General features: G+C 36.8%; 34 protein-coding genes and 1 pseudogene. 15 read left to right on the top strand and 20 right to left on the bottom strand.

Translation table 11 applies throughout. From position 1 onward, the window contains the following. Positions 1–592: 592 nt before the first annotated feature. The 3 genes from JIN86_RS21475 to JIN86_RS21465 all read right to left on the bottom strand — a co-directional run bounded on the left by JIN86_RS21475 (position 593) and on the right by JIN86_RS21465 (position 2,398). Positions 593–1,558 (bottom strand): alpha/beta hydrolase, encoded by a 966-nt coding sequence (locus JIN86_RS21475; protein ID WP_237497386.1) that lies wholly within the window; start codon positions 1,556–1,558, stop codon positions 593–595. Positions 1,559–1,619: 61 nt separating this feature from the next. Continuing rightward, positions 1,620–2,042 (bottom strand): hypothetical protein, encoded by a 423-nt coding sequence (locus JIN86_RS21470; protein WP_202342821.1) that lies wholly within the window; start codon positions 2,040–2,042, stop codon positions 1,620–1,622. A gap of 56 nt (positions 2,043–2,098) precedes the next feature. Further along, positions 2,099–2,398, bottom strand: coding sequence for a hypothetical protein (locus tag JIN86_RS21465; RefSeq protein ID WP_237497385.1), 300 nt, complete (start codon positions 2,396–2,398; stop codon positions 2,099–2,101). Positions 2,399–2,636: 238 nt separating this feature from the next. Between JIN86_RS21465 and JIN86_RS21460 the strand changes: the two genes are divergently transcribed. After that, on the top strand, positions 2,637–2,759 hold the full coding sequence (locus tag JIN86_RS21460) for a YjcZ family sporulation protein (RefSeq protein ID WP_081456919.1): 123 nt from the start codon (positions 2,637–2,639) through the stop codon (positions 2,757–2,759). A gap of 402 nt (positions 2,760–3,161) precedes the next feature. On the opposite strand, the gene JIN86_RS21455 is transcribed toward JIN86_RS21460, so the two are convergent. Next, positions 3,162–4,043 carry a gluzincin family metallopeptidase gene (locus JIN86_RS21455; RefSeq protein WP_202342820.1) on the bottom strand — a complete coding sequence of 294 codons (882 nt, stop codon included), beginning with the start codon at positions 4,041–4,043 and terminating at the stop codon, positions 3,162–3,164. A gap of 141 nt (positions 4,044–4,184) precedes the next feature. On the opposite strand from JIN86_RS21455, the gene JIN86_RS21450 reads away from it, so the two are divergent. Together JIN86_RS21450 and JIN86_RS21445 are read left to right on the top strand one after the other, a co-directional pair. Next, positions 4,185–4,823 (top strand): hypothetical protein, encoded by a 639-nt coding sequence (locus JIN86_RS21450; protein ID WP_202342819.1) that lies wholly within the window; start codon positions 4,185–4,187, stop codon positions 4,821–4,823. A gap of 455 nt (positions 4,824–5,278) precedes the next feature. Continuing rightward, positions 5,279–5,689 (top strand): DUF3888 domain-containing protein, encoded by a 411-nt coding sequence (locus tag JIN86_RS21445; RefSeq protein WP_202342818.1) that lies wholly within the window; start codon positions 5,279–5,281, stop codon positions 5,687–5,689. 169 nt (positions 5,690–5,858) lie between these two features. Here the strand turns inward: JIN86_RS21445 and JIN86_RS21440 are convergent, their stop codons facing one another. The 3 genes from JIN86_RS21440 to JIN86_RS21430 form a co-directional block, all read right to left on the bottom strand. Beyond that, positions 5,859–5,996 carry a hypothetical protein gene (locus JIN86_RS21440; RefSeq protein WP_004228528.1) on the bottom strand — a complete coding sequence of 46 codons (138 nt, stop codon included), beginning with the start codon at positions 5,994–5,996 and terminating at the stop codon, positions 5,859–5,861. Positions 5,997–6,136: 140 nt separating this feature from the next. Then, the gene (locus tag JIN86_RS21435; RefSeq protein ID WP_202342817.1) at positions 6,137–7,135 is read right to left on the bottom strand and encodes an HAAS signaling domain-containing protein; all 999 of its coding nucleotides are present in this window, start codon (positions 7,133–7,135) and stop codon (positions 6,137–6,139) included. Then, a complete protein-coding gene (locus tag JIN86_RS21430; protein WP_004228532.1) occupies positions 7,122–7,472 on the bottom strand; it encodes a PadR family transcriptional regulator in 351 nt (116 codons plus the stop codon). The genes JIN86_RS21435 and JIN86_RS21430 overlap by 14 nt, the downstream gene beginning before the upstream one ends. Positions 7,473–8,068: 596 nt before the next feature. Here JIN86_RS21430 and JIN86_RS21425 point away from each other — a divergent pair. Next, on the top strand, positions 8,069–8,578 hold the full coding sequence (locus JIN86_RS21425; protein WP_202342816.1) for a YwhD family protein: 510 nt from the start codon (positions 8,069–8,071) through the stop codon (positions 8,576–8,578). Positions 8,579–8,589: 11 nt separating this feature from the next. After that, the gene (locus JIN86_RS21420) at positions 8,590–8,826 is read left to right on the top strand and encodes a DUF362 domain-containing protein (protein WP_009371104.1); all 237 of its coding nucleotides are present in this window, start codon (positions 8,590–8,592) and stop codon (positions 8,824–8,826) included. A 102-nt stretch (positions 8,827–8,928) separates the two neighbouring features. On the opposite strand, the gene JIN86_RS21415 is transcribed toward JIN86_RS21420, so the two are convergent. The 6 genes from JIN86_RS21415 to JIN86_RS21390 all read right to left on the bottom strand — a co-directional run bounded on the left by JIN86_RS21415 (position 8,929) and on the right by JIN86_RS21390 (position 12,755). After that, the gene (locus tag JIN86_RS21415) at positions 8,929–9,678 is read right to left on the bottom strand and encodes an ABC transporter permease (protein ID WP_202342815.1); all 750 of its coding nucleotides are present in this window, start codon (positions 9,676–9,678) and stop codon (positions 8,929–8,931) included. After that, entirely contained in the window at positions 9,679–10,440 is a 762-nt protein-coding gene (locus JIN86_RS21410) for an ABC transporter ATP-binding protein (RefSeq protein ID WP_004228541.1), read from the bottom strand. 161 nt (positions 10,441–10,601) lie between these two features. After that, positions 10,602–10,943, bottom strand: a complete 342-nt coding sequence (locus JIN86_RS21405; protein WP_004228543.1) for a DUF1048 domain-containing protein — start codon at positions 10,941–10,943, stop codon at positions 10,602–10,604. A 56-nt stretch (positions 10,944–10,999) separates the two neighbouring features. Beyond that, positions 11,000–11,320: a PadR family transcriptional regulator gene (locus tag JIN86_RS21400; protein ID WP_004228545.1), complete on the bottom strand. Its 321-nt coding sequence runs from the start codon at positions 11,318–11,320 to the stop codon at positions 11,000–11,002. 400 nt (positions 11,321–11,720) lie between these two features. Then, the gene (locus JIN86_RS21395) at positions 11,721–12,344 is read right to left on the bottom strand and encodes an HAD family hydrolase (RefSeq protein WP_202342814.1); all 624 of its coding nucleotides are present in this window, start codon (positions 12,342–12,344) and stop codon (positions 11,721–11,723) included. A 15-nt stretch (positions 12,345–12,359) separates the two neighbouring features. Beyond that, positions 12,360–12,755, bottom strand: a complete 396-nt coding sequence (locus JIN86_RS21390) for a pyrimidine dimer DNA glycosylase/endonuclease V (protein WP_004228549.1) — start codon at positions 12,753–12,755, stop codon at positions 12,360–12,362. Between the two features lie 78 nt (positions 12,756–12,833). On the opposite strand from JIN86_RS21390, the gene JIN86_RS21385 reads away from it, so the two are divergent. After that, the gene (locus JIN86_RS21385; RefSeq protein ID WP_004228553.1) at positions 12,834–13,295 is read left to right on the top strand and encodes a GNAT family N-acetyltransferase; all 462 of its coding nucleotides are present in this window, start codon (positions 12,834–12,836) and stop codon (positions 13,293–13,295) included. Positions 13,296–13,481: 186 nt separating this feature from the next. Here the strand turns inward: JIN86_RS21385 and JIN86_RS21380 are convergent, their stop codons facing one another. Further along, complete coding sequence (locus JIN86_RS21380) at positions 13,482–15,254, bottom strand: oleate hydratase (protein WP_202342813.1); 1,773 nt, start codon at positions 15,252–15,254, stop codon at positions 13,482–13,484. A 604-nt stretch (positions 15,255–15,858) separates the two neighbouring features. Here JIN86_RS21380 and JIN86_RS21375 point away from each other — a divergent pair. The 4 genes from JIN86_RS21375 (at position 15,859) to JIN86_RS21360 (ending at position 18,382) form a co-directional block, all read left to right on the top strand. Then, positions 15,859–16,392, top strand: coding sequence for an HXXEE domain-containing protein (locus JIN86_RS21375; protein ID WP_202342812.1), 534 nt, complete (start codon positions 15,859–15,861; stop codon positions 16,390–16,392). Between the two features lie 37 nt (positions 16,393–16,429). After that, the gene (locus tag JIN86_RS21370; RefSeq protein ID WP_009371097.1) at positions 16,430–16,621 is read left to right on the top strand and encodes a hypothetical protein; all 192 of its coding nucleotides are present in this window, start codon (positions 16,430–16,432) and stop codon (positions 16,619–16,621) included. A gap of 89 nt (positions 16,622–16,710) precedes the next feature. Continuing rightward, positions 16,711–17,661: a bile acid:sodium symporter family protein gene (locus JIN86_RS21365; RefSeq protein ID WP_202342811.1), complete on the top strand. Its 951-nt coding sequence runs from the start codon at positions 16,711–16,713 to the stop codon at positions 17,659–17,661. A 73-nt stretch (positions 17,662–17,734) separates the two neighbouring features. Further along, positions 17,735–18,382: a pentapeptide repeat-containing protein gene (locus JIN86_RS21360; RefSeq protein WP_202342810.1), complete on the top strand. Its 648-nt coding sequence runs from the start codon at positions 17,735–17,737 to the stop codon at positions 18,380–18,382. 309 nt (positions 18,383–18,691) lie between these two features. Here the strand turns inward: JIN86_RS21360 and JIN86_RS21355 are convergent, their stop codons facing one another. The 4 genes and pseudogenes from JIN86_RS21355 to JIN86_RS21340 form a co-directional block, all read right to left on the bottom strand. Continuing rightward, positions 18,692–19,147, bottom strand: coding sequence for a GNAT family N-acetyltransferase (locus JIN86_RS21355; RefSeq protein ID WP_202342809.1), 456 nt, complete (start codon positions 19,145–19,147; stop codon positions 18,692–18,694). 630 nt (positions 19,148–19,777) lie between these two features. Continuing rightward, positions 19,778–20,455, bottom strand: a complete 678-nt coding sequence (locus JIN86_RS21350) for an ABC transporter ATP-binding protein (protein ID WP_202342808.1) — start codon at positions 20,453–20,455, stop codon at positions 19,778–19,780. After that, positions 20,456–20,959, bottom strand: a pseudogene (locus JIN86_RS21345) (ABC transporter permease); the annotation flags it as partial. A gap of 161 nt (positions 20,960–21,120) precedes the next feature. Next, positions 21,121–21,687, bottom strand: a complete 567-nt coding sequence (locus JIN86_RS21340; protein ID WP_202342807.1) for a TetR/AcrR family transcriptional regulator — start codon at positions 21,685–21,687, stop codon at positions 21,121–21,123. A 364-nt stretch (positions 21,688–22,051) separates the two neighbouring features. Here JIN86_RS21340 and JIN86_RS21335 point away from each other — a divergent pair, with 364 nt between their 5' ends. The 3 genes from JIN86_RS21335 to JIN86_RS21325 all read left to right on the top strand — a co-directional run bounded on the left by JIN86_RS21335 (position 22,052) and on the right by JIN86_RS21325 (position 23,571). After that, a complete protein-coding gene (locus JIN86_RS21335) occupies positions 22,052–22,597 on the top strand; it encodes a DUF7010 family protein (protein ID WP_004228576.1) in 546 nt (181 codons plus the stop codon). 128 nt (positions 22,598–22,725) lie between these two features. After that, positions 22,726–23,175 carry a DinB family protein gene (locus JIN86_RS21330; RefSeq protein WP_202342806.1) on the top strand — a complete coding sequence of 150 codons (450 nt, stop codon included), beginning with the start codon at positions 22,726–22,728 and terminating at the stop codon, positions 23,173–23,175. 195 nt (positions 23,176–23,370) lie between these two features. Continuing rightward, positions 23,371–23,571, top strand: a complete 201-nt coding sequence (locus tag JIN86_RS21325) for a hypothetical protein (protein ID WP_202342805.1) — start codon at positions 23,371–23,373, stop codon at positions 23,569–23,571. A 36-nt stretch (positions 23,572–23,607) separates the two neighbouring features. On the opposite strand, the gene JIN86_RS21320 is transcribed toward JIN86_RS21325, so the two are convergent. Continuing rightward, entirely contained in the window at positions 23,608–24,024 is a 417-nt protein-coding gene (locus JIN86_RS21320) for a GNAT family N-acetyltransferase (protein WP_004228579.1), read from the bottom strand. A gap of 212 nt (positions 24,025–24,236) precedes the next feature. Here JIN86_RS21320 and JIN86_RS21315 point away from each other — a divergent pair, with 212 nt between their 5' ends. Beyond that, positions 24,237–25,109, top strand: a complete 873-nt coding sequence (locus JIN86_RS21315; protein WP_202342804.1) for a DMT family transporter — start codon at positions 24,237–24,239, stop codon at positions 25,107–25,109. Between the two features lie 349 nt (positions 25,110–25,458). Further along, positions 25,459–25,962 carry a DinB family protein gene (locus JIN86_RS21310; protein WP_009371092.1) on the top strand — a complete coding sequence of 168 codons (504 nt, stop codon included), beginning with the start codon at positions 25,459–25,461 and terminating at the stop codon, positions 25,960–25,962. A 64-nt stretch (positions 25,963–26,026) separates the two neighbouring features. Here JIN86_RS21310 and JIN86_RS21305 read toward each other — a convergent pair whose 3' ends face one another. Further along, complete coding sequence (locus JIN86_RS21305) at positions 26,027–26,827, bottom strand: SDR family NAD(P)-dependent oxidoreductase (protein ID WP_202342803.1); 801 nt, start codon at positions 26,825–26,827, stop codon at positions 26,027–26,029. Positions 26,828–26,956: the final 129 nt, after the last annotated feature.

The following is a 26,956-nucleotide window of genomic DNA, read 5'->3' as shown; positions in this document are numbered from 1 at the left end:
TCAAACACTACCACTGGTCTTCAAGTTAAGACTTTGTTAGTTGAAGCGTATTCAAAACATGGCATTATTTTATTAATTTTTCTCCTATTAAAATTTCATAGAGATTTTCTGAATCTTGCTTTGTTAATTTCACATAATTATCACTATCCGTAACCATTTCTAAATTTTCACCATTTTGGCTAACTCAAAGCGAATAAGAGGCTATTTTGTTTTCGCTACTGATCTTAAATGGAAATGGAAATTGAAATTGGTAGTCCGCATAGCGTGCCATTTCTACTTTTTTATTTATCCAATTAGCATTTTTCACTATATCAATCGCTTTTTCCACTTGTTTTTTTGATTGACTTCTTTAAAGTCTTCAAAAATACTTTCTTCACCAGTTCGTTTTTGTACAGTTATTTTTTGCCCAACCATTCAAACAACCCGAAGTAACTAACAAAACAGCTAGTAGAGAAAAAAATAATATTATTTTTTTCAACATGTGGACTCCCCATATATTATAGTACTAAACTACTCGGTTAGTTTAATAAAGAAAAAAAGAGCTGCATTTGCAACTCAATAGTAGTTAATTAATGCGCCTATTACATAATCGCTAGTAACGATGCAAATTTTCTATAAACGCCTCTGATTCATCAGCTATTCGCTTATAGTCAATACTGTGAACATAATGTGAAGAATCTAACTCAATTAATTTACCTTTATCAATTCTATTAATAAAGTCATTTTGAATTCCATTCCACTTTTGATTGTCAAAACCAGTCCCCTCACCATTCGATGAAAACAAAAATATAGGAATGTTCGGCATTCCAGCTTTTTTGACTTTTTGTGCATTTGCTTTTATGTGATCTATTTCATTTACCATATCTTTAGTCAATGTTCTTCGATAAAAAATTACTTTATACAACTCTTTCTCTTCGTCTGTTAAATTCCCATATTTTATTGCGTCACTTTCTGATAGTTTTGGAATCCATCTGATCAAACCAGTCTTAGCAGTAAAAGCACCTAATCGAACGAGGAACATATTGATTGCTATTTCTTCATATACAGCAGGAACAGCCATATCTAATCCAATAATAGCTTTTATTTCATCAGGGTAGTCTTGCGCCCATTTCAAGGCTTCAATGCCTGACATCGAATGAGGGAATAAAATATATGGACCTTCAATTTCTGATTTAAAAAGTGCCTCTTTTGTTTCAGCTAGAATTGTATCAATATCTCGGTCAATATCTGTGACTTCGCTAAATCCATAACCTGCCTTTTCAACAACAACAATTTTATATTTATCGCTTAACAAAGTATAAAGAGATTTAAAATCTAATGCAGGTGAGCTCGTACCACCACCAGACATAAAAACAAGGGTATCTTCTCCTTTTCCTTCTGTATAAACGTGCATTTGATGACCATTAACTTCTACAAGTTGCCCAGTTGGAACAAATCGTCCCTCTTCTTTTGATAATTGTATTTTATGATTAATAAAGCTCAAAGTAAGAATCAACACCAATAATGAAATAATAATTGTAAATATAATTAACATAATGCGTTTAAATCCTCTTTTCATATTTCTCACCTATATTTTGACTATTTCACTGCCATCAATCGTTCCTGCATTTTATACACAATCAAGTTTCGGTCCTTTTACACACGTAATATTTCATAACTGCCTGAATGGTTAAAATGAAACTAATCAAAGTCGATAATAAAAGCTCCATTGCTTCATGCTGATTCCATATAAGCCTATATCGCATGAACAAATAAAAACCGCTTGCCAATGCATGGCAGGCAAATAGACTTCCCCAGATCACTGCCTTTGACTTTTTATAAGCATTACTGCCCCATAAATATTTCATATACAAAAAACAAACAACACCTATACCTATAATAAACAGTGATGTCTGCGCAAAGGATGTTGTCACAGCCATCGCTTCTTCATGCGGCATATCCACATAGAGAAGGTTTCCAAGGTGAATTATGTTAAAGCTCAATAGACAAATTAACACATATAAAAACAATAGCCATTCGGCGATTATCATGAACCATTTCATTATTGCCTCAACCATCCTCGTCTAATAACCTTGTATTCTCTTTATTTGCTAAATATCTACAAAAGGGACAATAATGATCTCTCGCTATGAAAATCGCACGCACGATACATTTCTGACCAGGGAATGGTCTCTTCACAGCCACCACATTCTACATAAAGATCAGGTAGTAAACCCTTATCTAACAAGACATCCCACTGCGTGTTGGTTAATTGATCAGGTCCATTTGTTATAACATCTATCATGATTGCCAATACTTCCCCATCATAAATTCGATTTGACTTCACTAATTCTGTTAAATAAGCCATACATTCAGTTGGTTCACTTATGATTTTTTGCTTTAGCTTTTCCCTTAGCATGTAACGCCCGCTTTCTTTTCTAACTTTACTTGCAAACCTAAAACACCACTCTCTAATTATGTAAAAAAATAAAAATTAAGTAAATAAAAACCTTCTTCTATAAAAATAATTTACAAGTATGTTTTCAGCATTTTTTAGAACCATAGGGTAAATACCATTTCTCCTTTCTGCCAGCACACATATTATAGGTTGTAGAAAGGAGGGATTTTCAGTGGGATACAACGGAAACGTAGGTAACATGAACAACAGCTGCTATTATGGCGGCGACTCTGGCGGTGGCGGCTATTACGGTTCAACATTCGTATTAATCGTCGTTCTATTCATTCTTTTAATTATTGTTGGCGCTTCTTTCATGTACTAATCATCCCAATTAGCACCTAACCTTTTACAGACTCCTAAAGTTTGTAAGGTCATACTAGCTATTTTATAAGGGTCACTTTACCAGCCTAGTGACCCTTTTCATTTTCAGACAATCGTGCGATAATCAAATCTGAAATGGTAAAATTGAGGTGAATTCTACATGTTGAGAGTAATTAAAGCATTGCTAGGCATCGCATTGATTATGGTTGGCCCTTTGTTGATTGTCATTACGGTTGACGACACTGTATTTCTCAAAAATATATTATTAAGAAGCATTGGTGGTCTGTGCGTTTTACTGGGCGTTCATTTATTACATAGACAGTTTCATCCGAATTCATACACAAGTAAACCCACGAGCTCCAAATAAAGAGCACTTGGGTTTACTTAAATATTTAGAAAAATATTATTCCTTGGCAAAATATTTTGGGTCTATTTGAAGAAGAATTGTATTCATATCATAAAAATTTCCTGATTTAAATTTTTCCTCATGCGTAAACCCTTGTTGTTGTTGAATAAATGCTAACCATTCCTTTTCTAACTCACTACCACTCTTTCCGTAAACTTCCTCTAATTTTTGCGCTAGTTCTTTCTCGTTGTATATATGTTCAAACTTTTCGAGTCCGTAGGTATCAATTAAGTATTTAACAAATGATGCCGCATGCGTGTAGCTCATCTCCATCATGACTCGATTCTGTTCTTCACTTGAAAGTGCTGGGCGAAAATAGACATCATCTTGATTTGGATCAATTAACTTACTAATGGGAATTAACTTATCTGAATCCAAATAATGCTTCATGTATTTTTCAAAGTATAATTTATTTTTTCCATATTGATCCTCCATATAACTCGCAAAACCCTCTTGTGTAAAATAGCCATGGTCTGATCCAAAATTGTTGCCATAGCCCAGTAAAGAATGGGTCATTTCATGGACAAGTGGATAGGAATCTTCTTGAACACCAGTTAGTTCGATTTTCGATGCAAACCCCCAGGATAGACCGTCTTCCTTAAACCATACGTTAATGTGCTCGGATGGCGTGTAGGAAGTATGTATAGAATCCTTTATGTGGTCGTATGCTGTCACAATTTCATCCTTTATAGCCTCTACTTTTTCTTGTGGAACACCAATCTCATTCTTAATCTCAAAGGTTATCTTGCCATCCTTTGTTACGACCATATTTTCATCGTTTTGCTCTTCCTGTATTTGTTCTTTAGGTTGAACGGTTTCTGCTGTACAGGCTGTTAGTAGCAATGTACAAAGAAGGATTGTGCCTCTCCATTTAGCCATAACTACCTCCCAAAAAAGTAAAAAAGTATTTTCCAGTTTATACGAAACATAAATCCAAAAGTTTCATTTTTAAAAGAAAAATCAGGAAAATTAGACAAAATTATTTATAATGGTAGTAGACATGGGAAAAAGGAGGTCGCAATGAACAAAAGTACATGTATTCATTACAACCCACGCTATGGCTGGGATCTAAATAGTGATGCAAATTTAGAAATGCGGTTATTCGCCAAAGCACAACGTAGACAAGTAACTATTCTGAGCTATGGATGTGACTTAGATCATCACACCATTAAAAAAATTGCACGGCACTACCTCACTAGGAAAAAATCTAACGAAGCAGAAACAACAATCGAAATAAGGTACGATACATATGATGCTAATTCAAGTAAACATGAAGAAAGTCAATACTATTGGAAAACCTATTTCATTAGTGAAAGAACATTAGCTGCTTTCCTACAAGCGCTATATCGATTACCTGGTACACATATTCGCTGTGAATTTAATGTGCGGGGACATTTTGAAGTAAACCTAAATGGTGTGGAATTTTCTACACGTGTATTAAAAGCCCTTGATTATCCATCTATGTATAAGGAAGATTTAATCGGACGCTATCTTTTATTTATTGATACAGAATCACCTGACAATGAAATAATACGTCATAAAATACACTTGCTCCCTAAAGAGCTGCAAAGTCTCTCTCTTCCCTTAGACAGTTCACAGCTACAATGGGAACTATTAGTAAAGGACTGGATAACAGCCATTCTCCGCTACGACGTGTAAATTTTAGCATATGCAAGTTGATGGTCTATAAAACCAAGTATTATTATCATATAAATAGAAGTAGTGTTAAGCGAATTCGTTTAACATGGCACCTCCCGATTTGTTACTAAGGGGCACTTCCATCCGTGCCCCTTCTATTTTTTGCCTATTGCACACTTCCTCGCCCTCCAATACATAATGATGGGACGTAGATTTATGTTAGAAGTTATTTTAAAATTTTTTATCGAATACCTATGTTGATCAAAATATAGCAAGGCAAAATGATTGATTCCACACCATTTAATATGATGAACCGTATCGCAGCTTATTTTTGCCAATCGACATGTCAGAAAATATCTTCAATTGTTTGTATAACCTATACTCGAACACCTTTAATTCGATCATACATACTTCATTCCAAAAAGGTAACAATACAATGCATTAGGGAAAGATCACAAAGAGGTGTTTGGAAGAAAATGAAAAAGATTTTACTGTTTTTTATATTCTCCCTTGTACTAATTACTTCATTTCAAACAATACCCGCTTCAACAGCTGAACCAACCCAGGATTCTGACGAGCTGAGATTGCAGGATATGCTCATGCTTTTACTTACTCCTTATATTGAAGAAGATTTGACCAATTATTATTCAACGATTAGAAAGGATGTTTCCCCTCATATTACGCCTTGGAAAATTGAAGTGATTGATACAAAAAGAAACCATTTCCGAGGCTTTCAAATGCAAATTACATTTGAAATTGAACCTACCGATGGCGGACAATGGATTCCTATTGGAAAGGATCGAATGACCTATGAAATTTCTTCAGGACCAGATGTTAAATTGATTCATCACACACATCTCAAAACGTATAAATATCTGCCTGAATAATACCTTCCCATTAAAATCATAGACTTGTCCCTTTATTGAATGTCGTGCATTTTTTTTCATCTATGGTAGATGTAATCATAAAAGCACCCCGTCAAAGCTAGATTTTGTGTCTTACTTTGATGGGTATTTCATCGTTATACTAAACTTCGCTGTTCGTAGACGACTCTATTTATTTCCTATCTCTTATTTCTTCTAGTATTTCTATTATGCGATTGTTTTGCCTTTCAATCGATTTTAACTTTCTCTCTATTATGCTTGAAGAGAAAAACACAATTAGTACAATTGCTATTCCAATTAGTAAATCCATTTTAATTCCCCCACTGTTTATTTATGTCATTTCACTTCATCCTACATAGATTTCAAAAGAAAAAGATGGCTCTATATGGAGGCCATCTTTAAGTAAAGTATCCATGGTTGCGTGCTAATTGAATGCTAAACAACGATGAATTAACGAATTCGAGCCTTGCGGAAGCCGTCGAATATACTGATTGCCGCAGATACAATAAATATAATGATTATGCCGCCAATTAGCCATATTTCAAATTGCTTAGTAGATGTGGTAAATAAATTACTCATGTATGCGATACTTTCTTGGTTCATTAAATTCGGATTACTTACTATCACAATGAATACAACGGTTACGAAAAGCTCCACAATTGTATTAAAGATTGCCACCTTCTTCGTCCATTGCCCTTTCAGTAGTTTGTAGAGAGCTAACCCAATTTCGAGAGCAATGACAACGATCACAATGGGCCAATAACGAAGTAAAACATCCTGATTTAAAGCTGGGGTTACGAACTTGAGACCCTCTCCACCACCTTCATATATACCTAAAAGATGATTTGCATAAAAATATAGTGTTGCCCAAATGGCCGTCCACATTAAATGGCCAAATACTTCAAGCTTGGGAATTGCTTTTTTCTTTGGAATATAAATGACAGTTTTCAAATCCTCAGGAGTCCATTTTTTAAGACTTGCTGATAATGGATGCTGCTCTTTTCCTTTATCTGTTCGTTCCAAAATAACGAATACAAGTGTTAGCCAGAAAAAGACATGTATGCCTACTTCAATGATTCTCCATATTCCTGCACCCATCATATTGAGGACAACATTCATAACTGCTTCTTCCCCACCAAATCCAATAAAATATTCAGCAATCAGGGAGATGACCGCAATAACAGCGGCAATGGGAATAATCATTTTTAGTAGCGAGAGGTATACATCAAAATAGCGAGGGCCAATTAAATGCATTGGTTGATCACGATAACCACTCGCTAACGCCGCTGGATTCCCTAACTTTTCCAGCACTTCCTTTACATCATGCTCATTGTAATCATCAGGCAGCATATCCCCAATGGTTGATTGTAACTCAAGTGCAATATCCTCACGATTTTTTTCAGGCAGCCTCCGCGTGACTTCTTGAATATAAATTTCAGTCAGATTCATCTCTATCCTCATCTCCTTTTAGTAGCTCATAAAGTTCTTTTGAATTATTAATCCATTCTCGTTTCAATTGCAAAAAGACGTCTAATCCATATTCACTTAATACATAATACTTGCGGGGTCTACTCTCAGAGGTATCCCAGCTACTTGTCACTAACTCTTGTTTTTCTAAACGGCGAAGCAATGGATATAAGGTACTTTGATCGATGTTAATGCCCGAATCTTCTAATAATTGAACAAGTGAATATCCATACTGCGGTGTTCGTAATTGGCTTAAAACTGCTAATGTCAGTGTTCCTCTCCTAAGTTCTGTCATTAATGAATTCAGTAGCGTACTCATTCACTCACCTCTATTTCACTTACTTACTATATGACATACACTGTATAACTCATACTATGTATCGTACACTATTGTTGTTACAACAACAAGCAATTTTATTTTCCTTTATAGAAAAAAAGCTGTTTTTCAACACAGGAGTCTTTGTCCCTTTTTCAGCTGCTTGCTTTCTACCAATTAAAAAGAAAGGGCAAAATTGATAGCAACCACGTTCCGTTAATTAAAGGTCTAATCACTGTATTATCGTCAAATTTCCAATACATAACATTTCAGACATTAGTCTGAAGACAATCATTGATGTTAGACGGTATATTGTATTTATACTTTTTAACGATAAAAGTATTAGGAAAAATCCTAGACAACCATTACGTATAGAAAAAAATTACTACTAAAACGTTCAAGTATCTTAATTTATAAAAACTATACGTAATGTGTTTGTTAGATTTGTACTTGAAAAATTACCAACAGGTAGAACATCTTGTACAACATAACGTACAGTGATGTTTTTTTTATGTGATTTTTGCTATGAGCAAAACTGTATGTTCAGACCGATTAACTATTTATTAATAAGGAAATACAAATGTGTCGAGGTGACTTCTATGAAAGAGAAAATGCACTTTACAATTTTAAGTAACGATTCAACTGACGGAGATGGAGGTTACGGAGTAGGTACCCTTGATCTAAATAATGTAACGTCAATTATTATAGATTGTGAAAAAGAGCACGTGTTTATAGATTTAGACGCCTTACACGGACGAAGTAAAATTGAAAAAAAAGTTCGTTTTTCCCCTGACCTAGCCCATGCTAGCAGCGATTATTATCGTTATTGGATAGTTTGGGTAGCGATTCAGGTTAATCAAAATGGCCCCTATTATGCGGGATGTACCGCAAGTGAAGTACGGGTATCAAAGGAAGAACGCCGTATTAAGCTTGGCTATAAATCTTTGCCAGAGCAAGTAAATTATTTAGATAAGGCACTGAAAGGGAAATTTCTCTTGCAGCATATGGATAGCCATTCAAAAAAACTACTTTATCAGTTTTTATCTGAATTTAATGAAGCGTATTGGAAACACTCACCCGAAGAATTAAAACACCAGTTGTCTGTATAGGAGGATTTATAATGGCATTTGTAATTACAGAATTATGCAGGGATGAAAAAGCGGCTATCTGTTTGGATGTTTGTCCAGTAAATTGCATTGTTATGACAGATACCCAATATGTAATTGATCCAGACCTTTGCATTGATTGTGGCGCTTGTGAATTAGTTTGTCCAGTAGAAGCGATTTATTTTGAGGACGAGTTGCCTTCTGAATATCAGTCAGCTACCCTGCTAGCACGAAATCATTTTCGAAATTAGCATTGTCTTTATCTCTATAAATTGAATAGAAGGAAGAACAAGTCGATTTCCTATACAATAAGAAATCGACTTGGTCGTATGGCTTATTTGATAATGACGAATTTAGCCTAACTGGCGTTTAAATTGTTTAATGGCGAAAAAATATGCGATGACTATGATGCCGATGCACCACATAAGAGCGGGCCAGATATCATTACTAACAGAGCCTTCATATAAGAGGGCGCGAATTGCATTGACGATTGAGGTAACGGGCTGGTTCTCAGCAAACGCACGGATAATTGTAGGCATGGTTTCCGTGGGAACAAAGGCCGAACTGATAAAGGGTAGGAAAATCAGCGGGTATGAGTAGGCTGTTGCCCCCTCCATAGACCCTGCTGCTAATCCAGGAATGACTGCCAACCATGTCAGTGCAAGTGTAAACAGCCCTAGTATGCCAGCTACCGCAAACCAATCCAAGAGATCCGTACTAGAACGGAAACCCATCAAGAACGCAACAAGGATAACGACTACAACAGTAAGCGCGTTGGAAATAAGCGAGGCCAACACATGAGCCCACAATACAGACGAGCGCTTGATGGGCATGGCGATAAAACGTGCCATCAGCCCACTCTTTCTATCTGTAAACAGCCGCGCGGAAGTGTAAGCGCAGCCCGATGCAATGGCCATCAATAAGATTCCTGGCAATAAATAATTAACGTAGTTGGCTGTACCTGTGTCTATTGCGCCACCAAATACGTAGACAAATAGTAGCATCATGATAATTGGCGTAATCGCCACCGTGATTATTGTATCAGGGCTGCGCATAATGTTACGCATTAAACGCCCTAGCAATACCCCTGTTTTACTCTTCATTTAAATCTCCTCCTTTTTACCAATGATGGCGAGGAAAATGTCCTCCAATGTTGGCTGCTTCTCAATGTACTCTACTTTTGCTGGCGGGAACATCTCTTTAAGTTCTATCAGAGTACCAGTCGTTATCATTTTTCCTTCATGTAGGATGGCAATACGATCCGCCAGCTGTTCGGCTTCCTCCAGGTATTGGGTCGTTAGCAAAATGGTCGTGCCACCATCTGCAAGCTCCTTGACTGTTTCCCAGACTTCCATTCGTGCTTCAGGGTCAAGCCCTGTCGTTGGTTCGTCTAGAAAAATAACTGCTGGCGTCCCAATTATGCTCATGGCGATGTCAAGTCGGCGCCGCATCCCGCCAGAAAAATTGTCTGCTCGACGATTGCCCGCATCTGTCAGGCTGAATCTTGCGAGTAGATTGTCTGCGGTTTGAGCGGGATTGGAAACCCCTCGCAACTTGGCAATCATAATCAGGTTTTCCCGCCCTGTGAGCATACCGTCTAAAGTGGCGAACTGCCCTGTCAGGCTGATGCTCTGACGAACATGATCTGGTTGGTGCTGGACATCAAAACCGCAAATCGCTACTTTGCCACCATCAGCCTTCATCAGTGTGGAGAGAATATTGATTATCGTCGTTTTTCCTGCTCCATTTGAGCCTAACAATGCGAAAATTTCGCCACGCCGCACCTCAAAATCCACTCCCTTTAAAACTTCCTTTTCTTTAAAAGATTTTTTTAACCCTTTTACAGAAATCGCATTTTTGCTCATCCTTTTTCCTCCCTTATTAAAAATTTCTTTGCAGAGTAGATTGCCCTTTCTTAACTACTAAGTCTAACTGATAACCTGTATAACTTAGTACCGTATGAAATTAAAACTGAATAGCGAAGGCAACAATGAAAGTAGCTATTCAGTCGGTATTACTGATCCATTTATTTTTTTCCTAATCGATTCAAAATGCTTTGGTTTAAATCTTCACGGTACTTGGCGATATAGGTTTTTGCGTTTGCCACTAGCTCATCAGCAAAAGACGCTACATCTTCGCCAGTGATTGCCAGCACTTGTCTGCCTTCCGCTGCCCCAGCTTCGAACAACTCGATCAATTCATATTGCATGTGCAGCATATCCATCCCATTGCCCACTGTGAAATTCCACATGTAGTTTTGAATTTTTTTAAATACAAACTGGTAATCCTCTGGCAGCTGTTCGACCCGTGCCATCATCATCTTGTACTCTTTTTTATCACCCATCATTTTTTTGAACAATTCGATCACGTTATTTTCCTCCTTTGTATTATCAAGCTAAAGATCAGACGCATTATCATATGAAACTAAAAAGACTTAAGCGCATTGATTTTTGACGAGATAAAATCCCATTTTTCCCAAAATAATTTTAGTTCGTCACGTCCAGCCTCATTAAGTGAGTAAAACTTGCGGGGCGGTCCCATATCTGATGGTTTCTTTTGAATATTCACCAGTTTTTTTTTCTCTAAACGCACGAGGATGGTGTAGACCGTCCCTTCCACGACTTCAGTGAACCCTAACTCGTTCAGGCGTCGGGTAATTTCGTATCCATAGGTTTCATGACGGCTAATGATTTCCAGTACGCAGCCTTCCAAAGACCCCTTCAGCATCTCCGTTAAATTTTCCATATGCAGAACCACCTCTTTTTTGCTTCACTATTCTGTATAACTTAGTACTTAGGTAAATTTTTTTCGCTTTTGAGAGCTATTAAGTAATACTTATTACAACTACATAGTAGCACCGAGTAGTTCGAGTGTCAATTATTTTTCTTATAAATTTTTTGATGCCACTACTCAAGAAAGAAAAAAAGAGCTGCCTACGCAACTCCATGTTCTTTCATTAAGTTTTCACATTCTTATGAAGCGACTGTACTTATCCATATCAGGTGAGCCATTTATTTACGTTCAATATCTTATCCCATGTGATTGTAGATATTGGGAATTTAACTGTCTTAACCTTTTTAACTATTTACCTTCCTCATAGGCAAAGATGGTGTGAAATATAGGACACCATCTTCTATTTTTCATGCTACTTAACGATTGCTAAAATATCCTTTGGCTCATAAAAAACGTAATCTGCCTCCTCAAAGCCAATGGTGGATTTAGCTCCCCAATGGGCAAGGGCAAATTTGGCGCCTGCTTGCTTTGCGCATTGGAAATCATAGATAGAATCACCGATATAGATGGCCTCTTCTGGTGCTACCTGTAATGCGTCCAGACATTTTAACAGCGGCTCTGGGTTTGGTTTATGCTTTTCCGTATCACTGGCACTTACAATATGCTGGAAATACTCACTTAACCCAAACGGCTCAAACTCATCCACTACCTCTTGCGCTGTTTTAGAAGTGACAATACCCAATTGTAGCGGCTTTGTTGCAAGGTGCTGAATAACGTCCTCTAGACTTTCGAAAACAGCCACTTCATGTGAAAAATCCAGCACAGCCGCAGACCATTTCTGATGCACAGCCTCTATGTCATCCACGTTGAGCCTCTGCAATGCATCTTTTCCTGGGATGCCTAAAGCAAATCGTAATGCCTCAAAGGGATAATCCTTTTGTGTTTCTTTTCGTAAGGTTCTTTGCAATGACTGTAAAATCGCTTGCTCTGTATCCAAAATCGTTCCATCTACATCAAATATAATCGCTCTTAACATGTATACCCCTCCTAGTTAAAGCACGTTATTTATATATGCGCATAATTGCTGATACATTTCCTCTTCATAATCCTTCTGGCCTCTTATAAATTTCTCCTTTAAATTATAAAAACATATTTCAAGATATTCCTGATTATGATGCTGTTGAAAGGGTCTCCTATCCTTTACTGGGCCTAAACCCTTAAAGTAGTTATTCTTTTTTTCGAAGGTTCGAATTTGGTAACCCCGCTTCTTCATTTCATCCATGACTTTTTCAGTATACAAATACAAGTCTTCTTTCGGGTATTCGTATATATAATTAATCAGTATATGCTGATCCTCTTTCGCAAATATGCTATTTAGCTCTCTCCACTGCGACAATAGTTGTCCCTTTGGTAGATACGCAATTAAATCTATATGCCATAACCTCATGTGCCTTCCCCTTTCTATTAATCAACCATTAATGTAAAATATTACTTACTATGATGCTAAAACTGACGGAGGGATAGTATGGAAATAAAAACTGCAACGCTCGATGAAATTCCGCAAATTGAGCGTTTATACCAAGAGCTTTTTTTTGAGATGTCGATTCTTCAACCTAAATATATCAAACCTGCCAAACAAGATGCCAACTTTATCAGGTTTACGATCATTGAAGATGATTCAGATATTTTAATCGCAACATTCGAGAACGAAGTAGTAGGCTTTTTGCTAATTCAAGAAACAACGACCCCACCCTATACTTGCTTGGTTGAACACAAATATGCTTTTATTGTGGATGTGATTGTTGGCAAGCATTACCAAAATAAAGGAATTGGCTCTGCTTTATTAGATGAAGCAAAAAAATGGGCAGCCTATCGTCACTTGGACTATTTGGAGTTAAATGTATTGACTGAAAATAAAGGCGCTAAATCCTTATATGAAAAACACGGGTTCAAGGATACAAACCAGACAATGCGCTTAGAATTTTAAGTATGTGATGAGAAAGAAGGGATTTCAATGGAAGAAATGAAAACCGTACAAAAGAAAGCCAACCTCGTCGTGCCTGTCTTTATTGGCATGGGATTAGGTGCGTTTATCGGTTTACTTGCCTATGTAAAGGATTGGCTGTAAAAAAATAGACAAAGCCCCTCAAACTGCTTTGTCTATTTTTCAACACTATATTAGTTTACTTTCTTTCAGTAAATCATAAATGATTGTATCCTTTGTTTTATGAATACCCAATTTACCGATTTGCTTTAAGATAAATGGTGCTTCAATATCTGTTAGTTTTTTACCATCCAGCAAACGAGCCGTCGATGCTAATAATGTGCGAACATCAAAGGCAGACGCAAACACCTCTGGCACACCTCGGTCAATCCTTAATAGTTGATAGACTGCCTCCATCGCCGTTCTTACGGAATATTCCGTAGTAAAGACAGTGTCTCTTGCTGTTTCACTGAAGTTGCCAATAAAGGCTAAATTAGCAGACCCTTCTGGCACAACAAGTGGACGATCACCCATTGCTCTTGGCATGAAATAAGAGGTGATGTAAGGCATATAGCATGGTATCGTATTGCAAGAATTTTGTGCAATGTCTGGAATTTCATCCACTGGTACACCCATATGGTATAACCACTCTTGTGCAATTTCAATGCCTGTACATTCCGTAATACTTTTTTTAATAAAATCACCTGGCTTGTTTGATAGTAAGCCATAAATCCAAACAACTAATTGGTCCTTTGGTTGATTTTTAAAGTGAGGTTGTCGGTTCAATGTATAGCTTAGCATCCAATTAGAATCGGTAGCTGTGACAATTCCTCCTGTTACGACCTTACCAGCGTATGGGTCTCTTTTACTGATTTTTTCAATATACGGAGCCACTCGATCATCTAATGTTGTCAGGGTAGCGGAAACAAACCAGCTTTCCTCTGGCAGATTATCGCAGAACTTTTCTGGTCGACCAAATTCTTCACCTTGGGCAGCGATATTTTTCCACAGGGACCAGCTGCCACCTAAATCTTTATTGATAGGGGCTGGCGTATTATTATCCCCGTATGTTGTACTTTCTGTAATACTACCATTTGTCACAAACACGAACTCATTTTCTGTTAGTTCAATATTCTTTTTCACACCGTCTTTTCGTAACACCAATGTATGAGCTACTTTTTTGTCTCCTACCCTATCAACTAAAACATTTTCTACTACCGTATTATATTGGAAATCAACATTATGACTTTCTAAGTATTTAATTATTGGAAGCACGAGCGATTCATACTGATTATACTTTGTAAATTTCAAGGCCGATAAATCTGGTAATCCGCCAATATGATGAATGAAGCGCATAATATAACGACGCATTTCCATCGCAGAATGCCATTTTTCAAACGCAAACATTGTGGACCAATAGAGCCAAAAATTCGATTCAAAAAATTCTTCAGAGAAAACATCTGTGATTTTTTTATCCTCTAATTGTTCCTCAGGCGTAAAGAATAATTTAATCATTTCTTCTGAGGATTTGTCTGATAAGGTGAACTTGCCATCATCCTCTAGTCTTTGGCCTCTATCCTTCATTAATCGACATTTTGAATAATTAGGATCCTCTTTATTAAGCCAGTAAAATTCATCTAAAACCGAAGCATTTTCTACTTCTAACGAAGGAATGGAACGGAATAAATCCCATAAGCATTCAAAATGATCTTCCATTTCTCGTCCACCGCGAATAATAAACCCTCTCGTTGGATTAAGTATACCATCAAGACTTCCTCCTGAAATATCTAACTCTTCAAGAATATGAATGTTCTCACCTTTCATTTGGCCATCACGAATTAAAAAACATGCTGCTGACAGTGAGGCTAGACCTGAGCCAATCAGATAAGCAGATTTTTCATCGACTCCCTCAGGTTTTTTAGGACGTGCGAAAGCTTCATAGTTACCATTGCTGTAATACATATTACCGCCTCCTAATTTATTATTCTAATATAGAATATCATAGGTTATCGGCTAAATGGTAAAATGAGCTAATAATTAACAAAAAATTCAAATCCGCTAATTGTGCGTTAATTTATCTCCTCTTCTCATTGGACAAAGCAAGTGCTTGTATTTTTATAAAAGAGAACCGTACAGTAAATAATCGTACTAACCCCCTTAACGCCTGCCTTAAAAAGGAAAAACCAATTCAATATGTTACTATTCGCTTTGCATAATTATTATCTCAATAAATCTTTTTTAACCTTCATTCCCTTTTTGATGTTTAGCCAATTTCTCGTTACCTCGTTTAAAATTCCCCGTAATTTTAGCTAACAATAGCGCTCAGCCTCTTTCTACTTGACGATTTTAATTTGCTTTCCTTCATAACGTGAATGGCTCCTCGTTTAGTCTATTACGTTTATCGATTTCACTAACAGTTTCATACCCGATTTCTTAATAATTAGATTCAATAATAAAAGAATCTTAGCTTACAACTTTTTCTAATATGTTATTATTAACATATATTATATAAATATGGTATTTTTAGTAACACTTCCAGCATAGTGATAAGGAGAGAGGTATTCATATGGAATGGTTGAATGTACAAACACTAATTTGGTTGTTTCCTATTTTATTTATTATCCACGATTTTGAAGAAATTATTATGGTAGAGAAATGGTTTCAAAAGAATCGTCATAAGCTGTATGAAAGATTACCCCAAAAAATAGCCGATAAAGTGGTAAAACAATTTTCAATGAGTACCGCACAATTTGCTGTTGCTGTATTATTTATCTTTTTGTTTGTCAGTCTCTCTACCATTCTGGCTAACTACTATTTTCTAAACGGAATCGCTTTTACTATTTATTTTTTCACAGCTGTCACACTTGTTTTCTTTATCCATGCTTTTACCCATATTGGACAATCGCTATTATTTCGTTCTATCACACCAGGAGCGATAACATCAGCCATCATTATTATTCCTTATAGCATTATTTTATTTAAATCTTTGTTTACTAGTGGCATCCTTACTTGGCATATCGTTTTGCTAAGCCTGCCTTTTGGCATACTATTTTTCCCTATTGTCTTTACTGCGCATTGGATAGGAAAAAGAGTGATATAGATACATGTTCATGAAAAGACAGAAAGGAGGCAGTAGAATGGCAAAAACTCCGATTTATTTAAAATGGATGATTGGTATTGGGATGCTTATTATCCTAGCCTCGTTGTACTTTTTAAAAGACCATCCTTATTACTTATGGGTTAGGTGGACAGGTAATATTTTATTGATCGTAGGCATCGTATGGATGCCGTTTACTAAAGAAACCGATAAAAAACATGTAAATTCTTAGCAGGAGTAAATCTTCTGCTTTTTTTTACGGTAAATTTACCTACGATTATAATAAAATGATAAAATCAGATAAAAAAAGAAGGTCTTTGTATGTTAGAAAAACTGAATGTATTTCTCCAAAAATACATTGCGATCCTGACCCCATTAAGCTTAATTGTAGGTGTATTCTTAGAAAGCATTGGACATCATTTATTATTCCTTGTCTCCTGGCTATTTGCCTTTATGACATTCTCAGGAAGCTTACATATGAAATTTAAAGATGTAAAAATTTTCATGAAGCATCCAATACTCATTTTATTCTCCATCCTTTTTCTTCATCTCTTGATGCCTTTATGGGCATATTTCTTATCCACCGTTTTGTTTGATGACCATTTGTTGACTGTTGGTTTTGTCTTAGCGGTTGCACTCCCAACAGGCGTAACGAGTGTTATTTGGATCAATATTTGCAAAGGGAACTTACCGTTAGGCTTATCGATTATTTTAATTGATACCCTCCTTTCTCCCATCATCCTCCCCTTCATCCTCTATATCGTTTCGGGTGAAAAAATTGAGTTGGATGTGGCATCCCTGATTCTGAATTTACTATGGATGATTGTCTTACCCACAATTTTAGGTATATTAGTGAATGAACTGTCGAAAGGAGCCATCCCCCAGAAAATTGGTAAAAAGCTTGCTCCTTTTTCAAAGCTATGTTTATTTGCGGTCATACTGATTAATAGCAGCGCCATTGCTCCCTATTTAAAGGATATCAACATACATCTCTTCTTCGTGGTGCTTTTAGTGTTCTTGCTTGCAGTATCAGGCTATCTATTTGCTTACCTCATTGGTCGATACCTGTTAAAAGATGGCCCTCAAATGGCAACCTTTGTTTTTACTGGTGGCATGAGAAATATTGCTGTCGGTGTTATCGTGGCCACAACGTACTTTCCAGGTAAAGTCGCCATGCCTGTTGTGTTCGGTATGCTGTTTCAACAGGTACTAGCTTCCGTTTTTAGTAAGATGGTGAATCCGTTGTATAAACCAGATAAGAGCACCGTATAGACGGTGTTCTTATTTTAGATTTGCACTTATACTAACTAGAAGAATTTTATTTACATTTGAAGGGTGTGCTAATATGTCATACAATTTTCAACTTACCTCACCAAAAATACCTCCGAATCTTGACAAGGCAAATTTTCAGGATATTTTTTATGAGGAGGAACCCTATTTAACAAATTGCATGATTACGGATACCGTCATTGATCACGAGGATGTTGAACGATTAATCGTCTCTCATGTTATCTTTAAAAATGTCACATTCATCGATTGTACCTTTCAAAAAATTGATTTAACGGATGTTGTTTTTGAAAACTGCGATTTATCTAACGCCAACTTAAGTGAAGGCATCATTCATAGAGTGACCTTTAAAAACTGTAAATTATTAGGATTGAATTTAACTGAAGCAAACCTTGGCAATGTTTCATTTGAAAATTGTCTTGCAAACTTATGCAATTTCCCTGAAGTGCGCTTTAAACAAGTGCTATTTGATAGTACCTCCCTACAAGGTGCGAATTTTTATGATTGTTTACTAAATAAAGTGGCGTTTCAGGAAAGTGATCTAAATGATGTGGATTTCTCTCAAACTTCCTTAAAAGGAATAGACATCAGTACATGTAAATTTAAAAGACTTCAAGTAACTCCAGAAAGTTTACATGGGTGTGAAGTCTCTACTGAACAAGCGATCGGTTTTGCCTCCTTACTAGGATTGAAGGTTAAATACTAGTTTAAGGGCTTAAATGTTCAAGAAAAAAAATGAAGCGCTCATCCTTATGCTCGGATAGCGCTCAATTGTTGCAATCCTTCCCTTTACAGGCTATCCTCCTAATTCGCGGGGCTATCCCTCACTTTAAGCGTTCTATCCGCTACTTTTTTAGTTTTATCCTCCACTTTTAGAATTCTATCCTGCTATTTGAGGGCTATCCCTCACTTTAAACGTTCTATCCGCTACTTTTTCAATTTTATCCTCCACTTTAAATAAGGCGTCCGATAATTTATGCTATCAGACGCCTTGTTTGTTATTAAATTCATATTATTATTCGACCGACAGCCTTTTATATAGCATTTCTATATGTTCTATTCCATCTTCTAAATAAACATCGGATGTCGTTTCAAATCCAAAGCCCTCATAGAATTTTAGCAAATATGCCTGCGCAGAAATGCGGATGGCGTCTTCTCCAATCTCCTCTAGAATATAATCAATTGCTCTTTTAACCATTTTCAGAGACAATCCCTTTTTTCTGTATGTTTGCTTTGTTAACACTCTGCCGATTGCTGCTTCTTGATATGCTATTCCTTTGGGAAGAATCCTTAAATACCCAACTACCTCTCCTTGGTCTTCACCAAATAAATGATAAGCATTTTCGTCTTTTGTATCTAGATCCTGATAGACACACTCTTGCTCTACAATAAAAACTTCCGCACGAACCTTCAGTATCTCATATAGTTCTTTTACTGTTAACTCATCAAACTTTTTTATCTTCCAATCCACTTTTATAGCCTCCTTATACTATTCAATTTCATAAAGTATAGCAAAAGTAGAATAAAAGTGGATCAGCTCCTTTTAATGTAAAAGATTAAACTACATATCTAGAAATTTACTTGCGTCACTATTAAACTTCCATAGGATTCCGAATTCTAACTGATAGGTTCTACATCTCTTCTATGAGCCGTTTTCGTTTGACTAATATCACCATATGTGGCAGCTTCCTCATCAATGCCATAGAGTGGGTAAAAGTATCGGCTCTCTGCTGTATCAAGCGTAAACGCATGAAATCCACCTATATTATGCAGCCTTGCATACTCCGTTATGGCATCAAGATCAGGCTTTAAAACATACAGAGCATCCTTCGTCTTTATTGTAGCATTCCATCCAAATGACCTGTATAGCAGTTTTTGAAGAGGCTTGATAACCGTGCATAATCATCAACTGTTTTTCCTAGCTTAGGTTGATCGTTATCATCATGAATTTGACAGATAAACGATCATCCTTCTAAACAACAATAAAAATCATTTAAAATTCCTCTCTATAACGAAAAGGACTCGCACTTTTACTGACACAAAGCACTAGTCCTTTTTGATGAAAGCTAGAGTTTTATACCCAGCCTTTATTTTGTGTGGATTAAGATTGTTGCGTGAGCACGCCATCCTCCATACGATATACATGGTCACAGAACTGTAGCATTCGTTCATCATGGGTGACCATTATGGCAGCTTTGTTACGTTCTTTTGCTTCTTTGGCAAGAAGCTTTACGACCTCAAGTGCCCGTTTAGAGTCAAGGCTAGCAGTTGGTTCATCGGCTAAAATCACTTTTGAGTTATTCATGAATGCGCGCGCAATCGCAACACGTTGACGCTCACCTCCTGATAATTCATTCGGCATTTTTTTAAGTTTATCACTTAAGCCAAGCTCTGTAAGTAGTTGCTTTGCAAACTCTTTATCATCTTTTGTCACTTTACCACCCATTTTTTTCACAAGTAGTAATTGATCAAGTACATTTAAGTAAGGTACTAAGTTTGATGTTTGTAAAATGAAACCAAGCTCTTTTAAACGGAAACTTGCTAATTGTTTTGCTGAAAGATCAATAATATTCCTGCCGTTAATTTCTACAGTACCCTCTGACATCTGTAATAGAGCGCCTGCAATGGAAAGTAGTGTACTTTTACCTGAACCTGATGGACCGATAATGGCTACTAGCTCCCCAGCTTCTACTTCAAGTGTTGCTTGTTTTAATGCTTGAACAGTGCTAGCGCCTTCTTTATAGCTTTTAGAAACATTTTGTAATGATAATAGGGCCATTTATTCCACTCTCCCTAATGCTGTTAATGGATCGATTTTAACGATTTGACGTACAGAAACAATTGAACTTAATAATGCAATAATTAATAAAACAATCGCATAGGATATGATTAATGTCGGTTCTAAGTCAAATGGCATACCTTCTGGTAAAATTTTAGCCGTTAAGTAAGTTAGGACTATACCAATAAGGATACCTAATACTGATAGAATCGCTACTTGTGCAACAATTGCTTTACCGATGAAACCATTACTAGCGCCAATTGCTTTCATGACACCAAATTGTTGTGTCTTTTGCATTGTAATGACATAGAAGAATACAGCGATAATGAATGCAGAGATAACGATACAAAAAGCAAGCATCATCATAATAGTGCCATTTTCTTCTTTATAACCTGGCATACCGTTGATTGCTGTTTTCTTTGTAACCGTTTCAACATCTTTTACGGCTTTGTCGATAGTAGTTGGATCTTCTAAGTTAGGAGCCTTTAGGAAGAATAGCGGAACTTCGCATATTTTAATTCTTTTAATGCTAAAAACATGATGTAGCCTCCATATTTGAAATAGAATTTATATGAGCAAAGATTTTATCCTGCTAAATATGAATTCTTTTTCATTATACACAAAAGTTACACATGTGTAACTAAAATAAGTGACATACTTGTTACTTATTTTGAAATACCATGTAAAATAAGCAATTGGATCTCTTTTAAAAAGCTTTCTATAGGCATATTGAGATGGTTTGGCATATCAATCAATTGAAAAATGAAGCTAAGCAAAATAAAGTCGTTACGATCTTCTGCAATGATCCCCTCTTCCTTACCCTGCTTGATTACTTGTTGAAGTGGTATGTAGAGTCCACCATGCATGTTATTTAATACTTCCTTTTTTTGCTTCACAACTAGTGATACGTCATTAATCTGTGAGGCGAATCCTAAAATTTGATGTAGGTCACGCATATCAAACATACGAACAAGTAAATCCTCAAGCTGTTGTTCAAATGATTGCGAAAAATTAACATTTGAAAGGTTCTCGATGCTTTTTTCCATTTGCCAAACCATAAATTGAATAATAAGTTCTTCTTTATTTGGATATTGTTTATAAATTGCGGCCCTTGATACGCCAATACTTTGTGCAAGCAAGCTCATTGTAAACCCTTGATATCCAACAGATAGCAAAAGCTGATGTGTATGATGCCAAAGGTCTTGTTCAGAAAATTTTTTATCTCGTCCCATATAATACCTCCAATATTCTACAATGCTAACATTGAGACACAAAAAAAGCGAGTAACCTTTAAACATGCTTGATGATTGAGTAGATGGCCTTTTTGTTAATGGTAAAAACTATTCTATAGATAGAAGGTGACGACCATTTCATAATTCCAAAATCAATATTGTCAAATCTCCATAGGTATTTATAACGTAAGAAAGATGAAAGGAATGATTTTCTTTCACTAATCAACAAATTTAATAATCATCTTGGTCTTCTTCATCGCCAGCTTTACAAAAAAATCCATTTAAAATCATCTGTGGTAAAAATAGAAATATACTGGTATATTATAGGTTATATTCTATTTATTTTATGAAGGATGGTGCGTTGATGGATAAAACACTGGAAGATTTACAAAAGGAAATGATTGGTGAAGTAAAGAAGGGATTTCCCATTTTACTTTCTGGTGCGGTTGTCTTTTTACTTTTTACTCTAATGCCCTTATTTTTACCAATTGAAGCTGTACGTTTAATTTGGATCTTTGGCTTAGGTGCCATTTTCCCTATCGGTTTTGGCATTAGTAAAATTCTTGGGATTAATTTAAACGCTACTGGCAATCCTTTAGGGACGTTAGGAGGAATTGTTGCCGCTCCTCAAGCTTTTTACATACCTGTATTTATCATTGTGTATATGAACATACCTGAATACCTTCCCTTTACAATAGGTTTACTTGCAGGCTCTCATTTTCTGCCATACATATGGATTTATAAAAGTAAGGCTTATTTATTTGTGACTTTAGGCGTTTGCTTTTCTGCTTTGATTTTAGGTGGCTTCTTTGTCGATCAAGCCTTCACACTTGTACCTTTAGCCATTTCTATTGTGTATGGAATGGGCGTGCTTTTAATTCTAAGAGAACTTAAAGTCAATCCGATTTAATCACCTTCCTCTAGGTGATTTTTTTAATATTCCAGACCTCCTTCAACTTGAGAAATAAAGTATTCATTTCCTATCCCATACTTGTTCCTTTACAACAAACCTATTAATAAATGAAAGGATGTATAGATGTGCTATTTCCATATCGTAATGATCTTAGGAAAACGTTAATCCCTTACCTAAGCACACTTGATGAGGCATTTTGGTTTAAGACATCTGATTTTTATCCAAATAATGTCGCATGGATTATATCTCATTTATCAAGTAGCGAAGACTATTGGGTGAATGAAATTGGACTTAGGAAACCTTGTATGTTAAACCTTCACGATAATTGTTCGCCCAAGGAAATACTAGATTCCTATATTCAAATTAGAAATTATACGGATGACATTCTACATACATTAGACGAATCGCAGCTCAATGAATTAGTCGAGGTGCCGAAGTTTTCTGATGGTTGGACGCCACCTTCCGTCCCTACACTTAATTGGTTGTTTCATCATGTTTACTCACATGAAGCTTACCATGTTGGGCAAATCTCCGTTATCGCGCATCTTAATGGATTGCCAAAGCCATTATTTTAATAAAGGGCAAAGTAATGAAAGGAATAGCTTTTTAAATGGAGGAACAGTAGTGGGAAAAGGCGTTATTTCCGTACATTATGGTTTGAAGATACGAAGAGAGCACATATAGACCTGTATAACTGTTTATCACATAAGCTCTCGACATTCAGAAAACCATATCAATTATGGATGGAGTTTGTAGAGGAGAATGCTGGTTTGGATTCAGTTACTATCCATACACCCAATCCAGCTGAGGATAATTTCCCACTAACAATAGTAAATGTAGATTGGAATTGTCCTGTCCCCAAATTCCTTAAAGATTTAATCAACCTGAATGAGTGGAATATAGGGCACTATAAGCAGGTATCAACTAACAGCTATTTCATCCAGTCTAAAAATAATGGCGTGAAATCGTAAGGTCGGAAACCATTTGTGGGTTTCCGACCATTTCCTTTAATCCAAATATTCTTGAGCTAGTTGTTGATTTTTATAGATGGCCATACCCGTTTTCAATTTTCTAAAGCCCATTTTTGCATAAAACGGTTCATTCCCTGTTGTGGCAATTAACTGAATGCAGGATACCTCCCTTAACTGTACGATCATATCCTCTAGCAGTAAACGAGCAATCCCTGTACCTTGATAGGCTTGATGCACAACCACATCGTAAATGGCGGCATTAAATACGCCATCTGACAAAGCTCTAGCAAAGCCCACTATTTTTCCATCTACCACGGCGAAAACTTGATGTGTGCTTGCATCGAAAACTTGTTTGATAATCTGTTCATCATGTTTCCTCCACCCAACAGATTGATAGACTTCCTTTAATACTGGCAAATCCTTCTCTTCCATCTTGTATTGAATTATTACCATTTTCATCCTCCTCTTTTTGCTTTCATGAAATCTCTCTATGAAAACGATGTTTATTCTATTATACTAATAAAAAATGATTTGAGGATGGTGGGATAATTATGATGTTTGCTCCATTATTTGAACAGGACGTACCAGCACTTCTTCTTCCTTAACGGTAGAAGCGCTTTTTCTCCGTTATGGGCATAGGTATCTATGAAAACGGAGGAAAAAATATGAGAAATCTAGTAATCGGTGCCATCTTTTTATCGCTTGCTGCGAGTATTTGGGGTGCCATGTATGTAGTCGTTAAAGTAGTGGTGGAGGTTGTGCCACCATTAGAGCTTGTTTGGATGCGCTATTTAATTGCGGTGATTGCACTCGGGATCATCGGGATCATGTTGAGGCAATCCTGGAAAATAGCTAAAAAAGATTGGCTGATCATTTTTCTTGTTGGCCTTATTGGGAACACGATTTCAATTGTGACACAGGAAATGGGCACAATGCTATCCACCGCGCAGATGGGAGCAATTATTACTGCTACAACCCCTGCTTTTATGGTTGTCTTCGCCCGTTTGATTTTAAAAGAAAGTATTACGCTGAAAAAATGCTTGTCCATCGCTCTTGCCACGATTGGTGTTGGAATCGTTGTAGGCAATGGTCAAATCGATGTGACACAGCAATTAGGCGGACTCTATTTACTGCTTGCTGCCTTAACGTGGGCATTGATGTCGGTATTCGTCAAAAAGGTACCAAGCGATTACTCACAAATTGTTGTCACAACCTATACATCTATGATTGCCGTGATGCTATTGACCCCTTTTGTCCTTCCAAGGCTAAACAATTTAGATCTGGCAAGTGTTTTACAGCCGACCATTTCAGGTGGCTTGCTTTACTTAGGCATTATCTCAACAGCCGGTGGGTTTTTATTGTGGAATAAAGGGCTTCAACTAATGAATGCGTCTAGTGGCGGCTTATTTTTCTTCTTTCAACCGATTGTTGGCACCTTTTTAGGCTGGACCTTATTAGGAGAGACGATTGGGCTTTCCTTTTGGATAGGCTCCCTATTAATTTTTAGTGGCGTTTTTATTGTCATTCGAGACGAATAAATCGAAGTGCGTTTCTATGTTAGATAGAAACGCACTTTTTATGTTGGCTCAGCTTATGGTCATTGAACGTCTTGTTGACACATATATTGCCAATGCCTAAAGGAGTTGATATTCTGAACATCTTTTTAGATAACTTAAAGGATTTTACTTTATTAATTTTTTTACTTGCTAGTATGATTTATTGTCGACAGCTAAAATTAACGAGGTGGCAACGAAAATTATCGATTGGTGAATGGAGCATGTACATCCTGCTCTCTATTGCCCTTCCCCTTTATGCAGTGCTTTATCTTGCTTTTCTTTTAGGAGCATAGGAAAATAATACATCATAGGCTATTTTTGGAGGGATTTCATGTTTCAAACAATCGATCATTTTTTACAGTCTTGGGCATTTGAAGCCGCTGCTACGCAAAAATTACTTAATCACCTTACAGATGAATCGCTACATCAGGCAATCACTCCCGAAAACTGGACTTTAGGACGCATTGCTTGGCACACGGTTACTGCTATTCGAATTATTACCTCGAATTCGAATTTAGCGTTTGAAGCCCCAGCAAAGGATTTTCCAGTTCCTACTTCTGCTCAGTTCATTGCAGATGGCTATCACCAAGCGAGTGAAGCCTTTGTGGAAGCGATACAATCGCAATGGACTGACAAGACAATGACTGAAACGATTGAATTTATTGGTCAACAAATGCCCAATGGTTCCCTGTTATTATTTTTACTACAGCACCAAAGTCATCATCGCGGTCAAATGACGGTTCTGATGCGTCAGGCTGGTTTAACTGTTCCAGGTATTTATGGTCCAGCGAAAGAGGAATGGGCTCAGTTTGGGTTGGAAGCTCCTCAAATGTAGCTAAGCTTGTGCCAAATAATAAAGAGGTTGTCTATTTTTTAAGACAACCTCTTTTATTTATTAACTATAAAGATGCTAGCAAGTTATTAGTATCAGCAATGGTTGGGTTAGCGAGGTAATGTCCGCCTTCAATTTGCAGTGTTTGGCCCGTCATAAATTTTGATTCGTCAGAGGCTAAAAATACAACTGCATGGCCAATATCATCCGCTTCTCCATGATATGGTAGCGCATTAAATTTCGCATAAATTGCCAGCATTTCTTCTGGCATATTGTTTTTCGCGGCAGGTGTTAAAATAAGACCTGGTGCAACCGCATTACAACGGATATGATCCTTCCCAAATTGTGTGGCAATGTTTCTTGTCATATTCACCACACCTGCTTTTGTTGCCCCATAGGCTGTACGAATTTGGTCACTGGCGAACGCAGCCATAGAAGCCGTATTAATAATTGAGCCCCCACCAGCTTTTTGCATATATGGAATGGCAAAACGACTTCCTAGTAATATAGATTTTAAATTCACATTGACTAAGCGGTCCCACTCATCTAAATCAATATTTAATACATCTAAATCTTTCTTCAGGTTAGTTAGACCAACATTATTAAAGAGCACCGTTAAGGAGCCATATCGTTCTACAGTGAAGTTCACGGCCGCTTCAATGGAGGAAGCATCCCCTGCATCAAGGAAAACGGCTGCCGCCTCATACCCATCATTGACTAAATTTGCTGCTGCTTCTTTAGCACCCTCTACATTAAAATCAGCAATGACTACTTTTGCGCCCTCTTTTGCTAACAAGCTAGCTGCTGATAAACCAATACCAGAAGCTCCACCTGTCACTAATGCCACTTTATTTTTTACTCGATTCATTTTCAATTCCTCCTTCAACTCACACGAAAAAGAGCAAATCAGCTCTCCTAACGTAAAATAGTTTAACACTAAACTATTTATTTTTAAACTAATATCTCTAAATGTAAACACGTATATTTTCATCCTGAA

Origin of the sequence: Lysinibacillus sp. HST-98, from assembly GCF_016757845.1 — a bacterium.
Classification (GTDB): Bacteria; Bacillota; Bacilli; order Bacillales_A; family Planococcaceae; genus Lysinibacillus; species Lysinibacillus capsici.
This window is presented reverse-complemented; position numbering and strand designations above follow the sequence as displayed.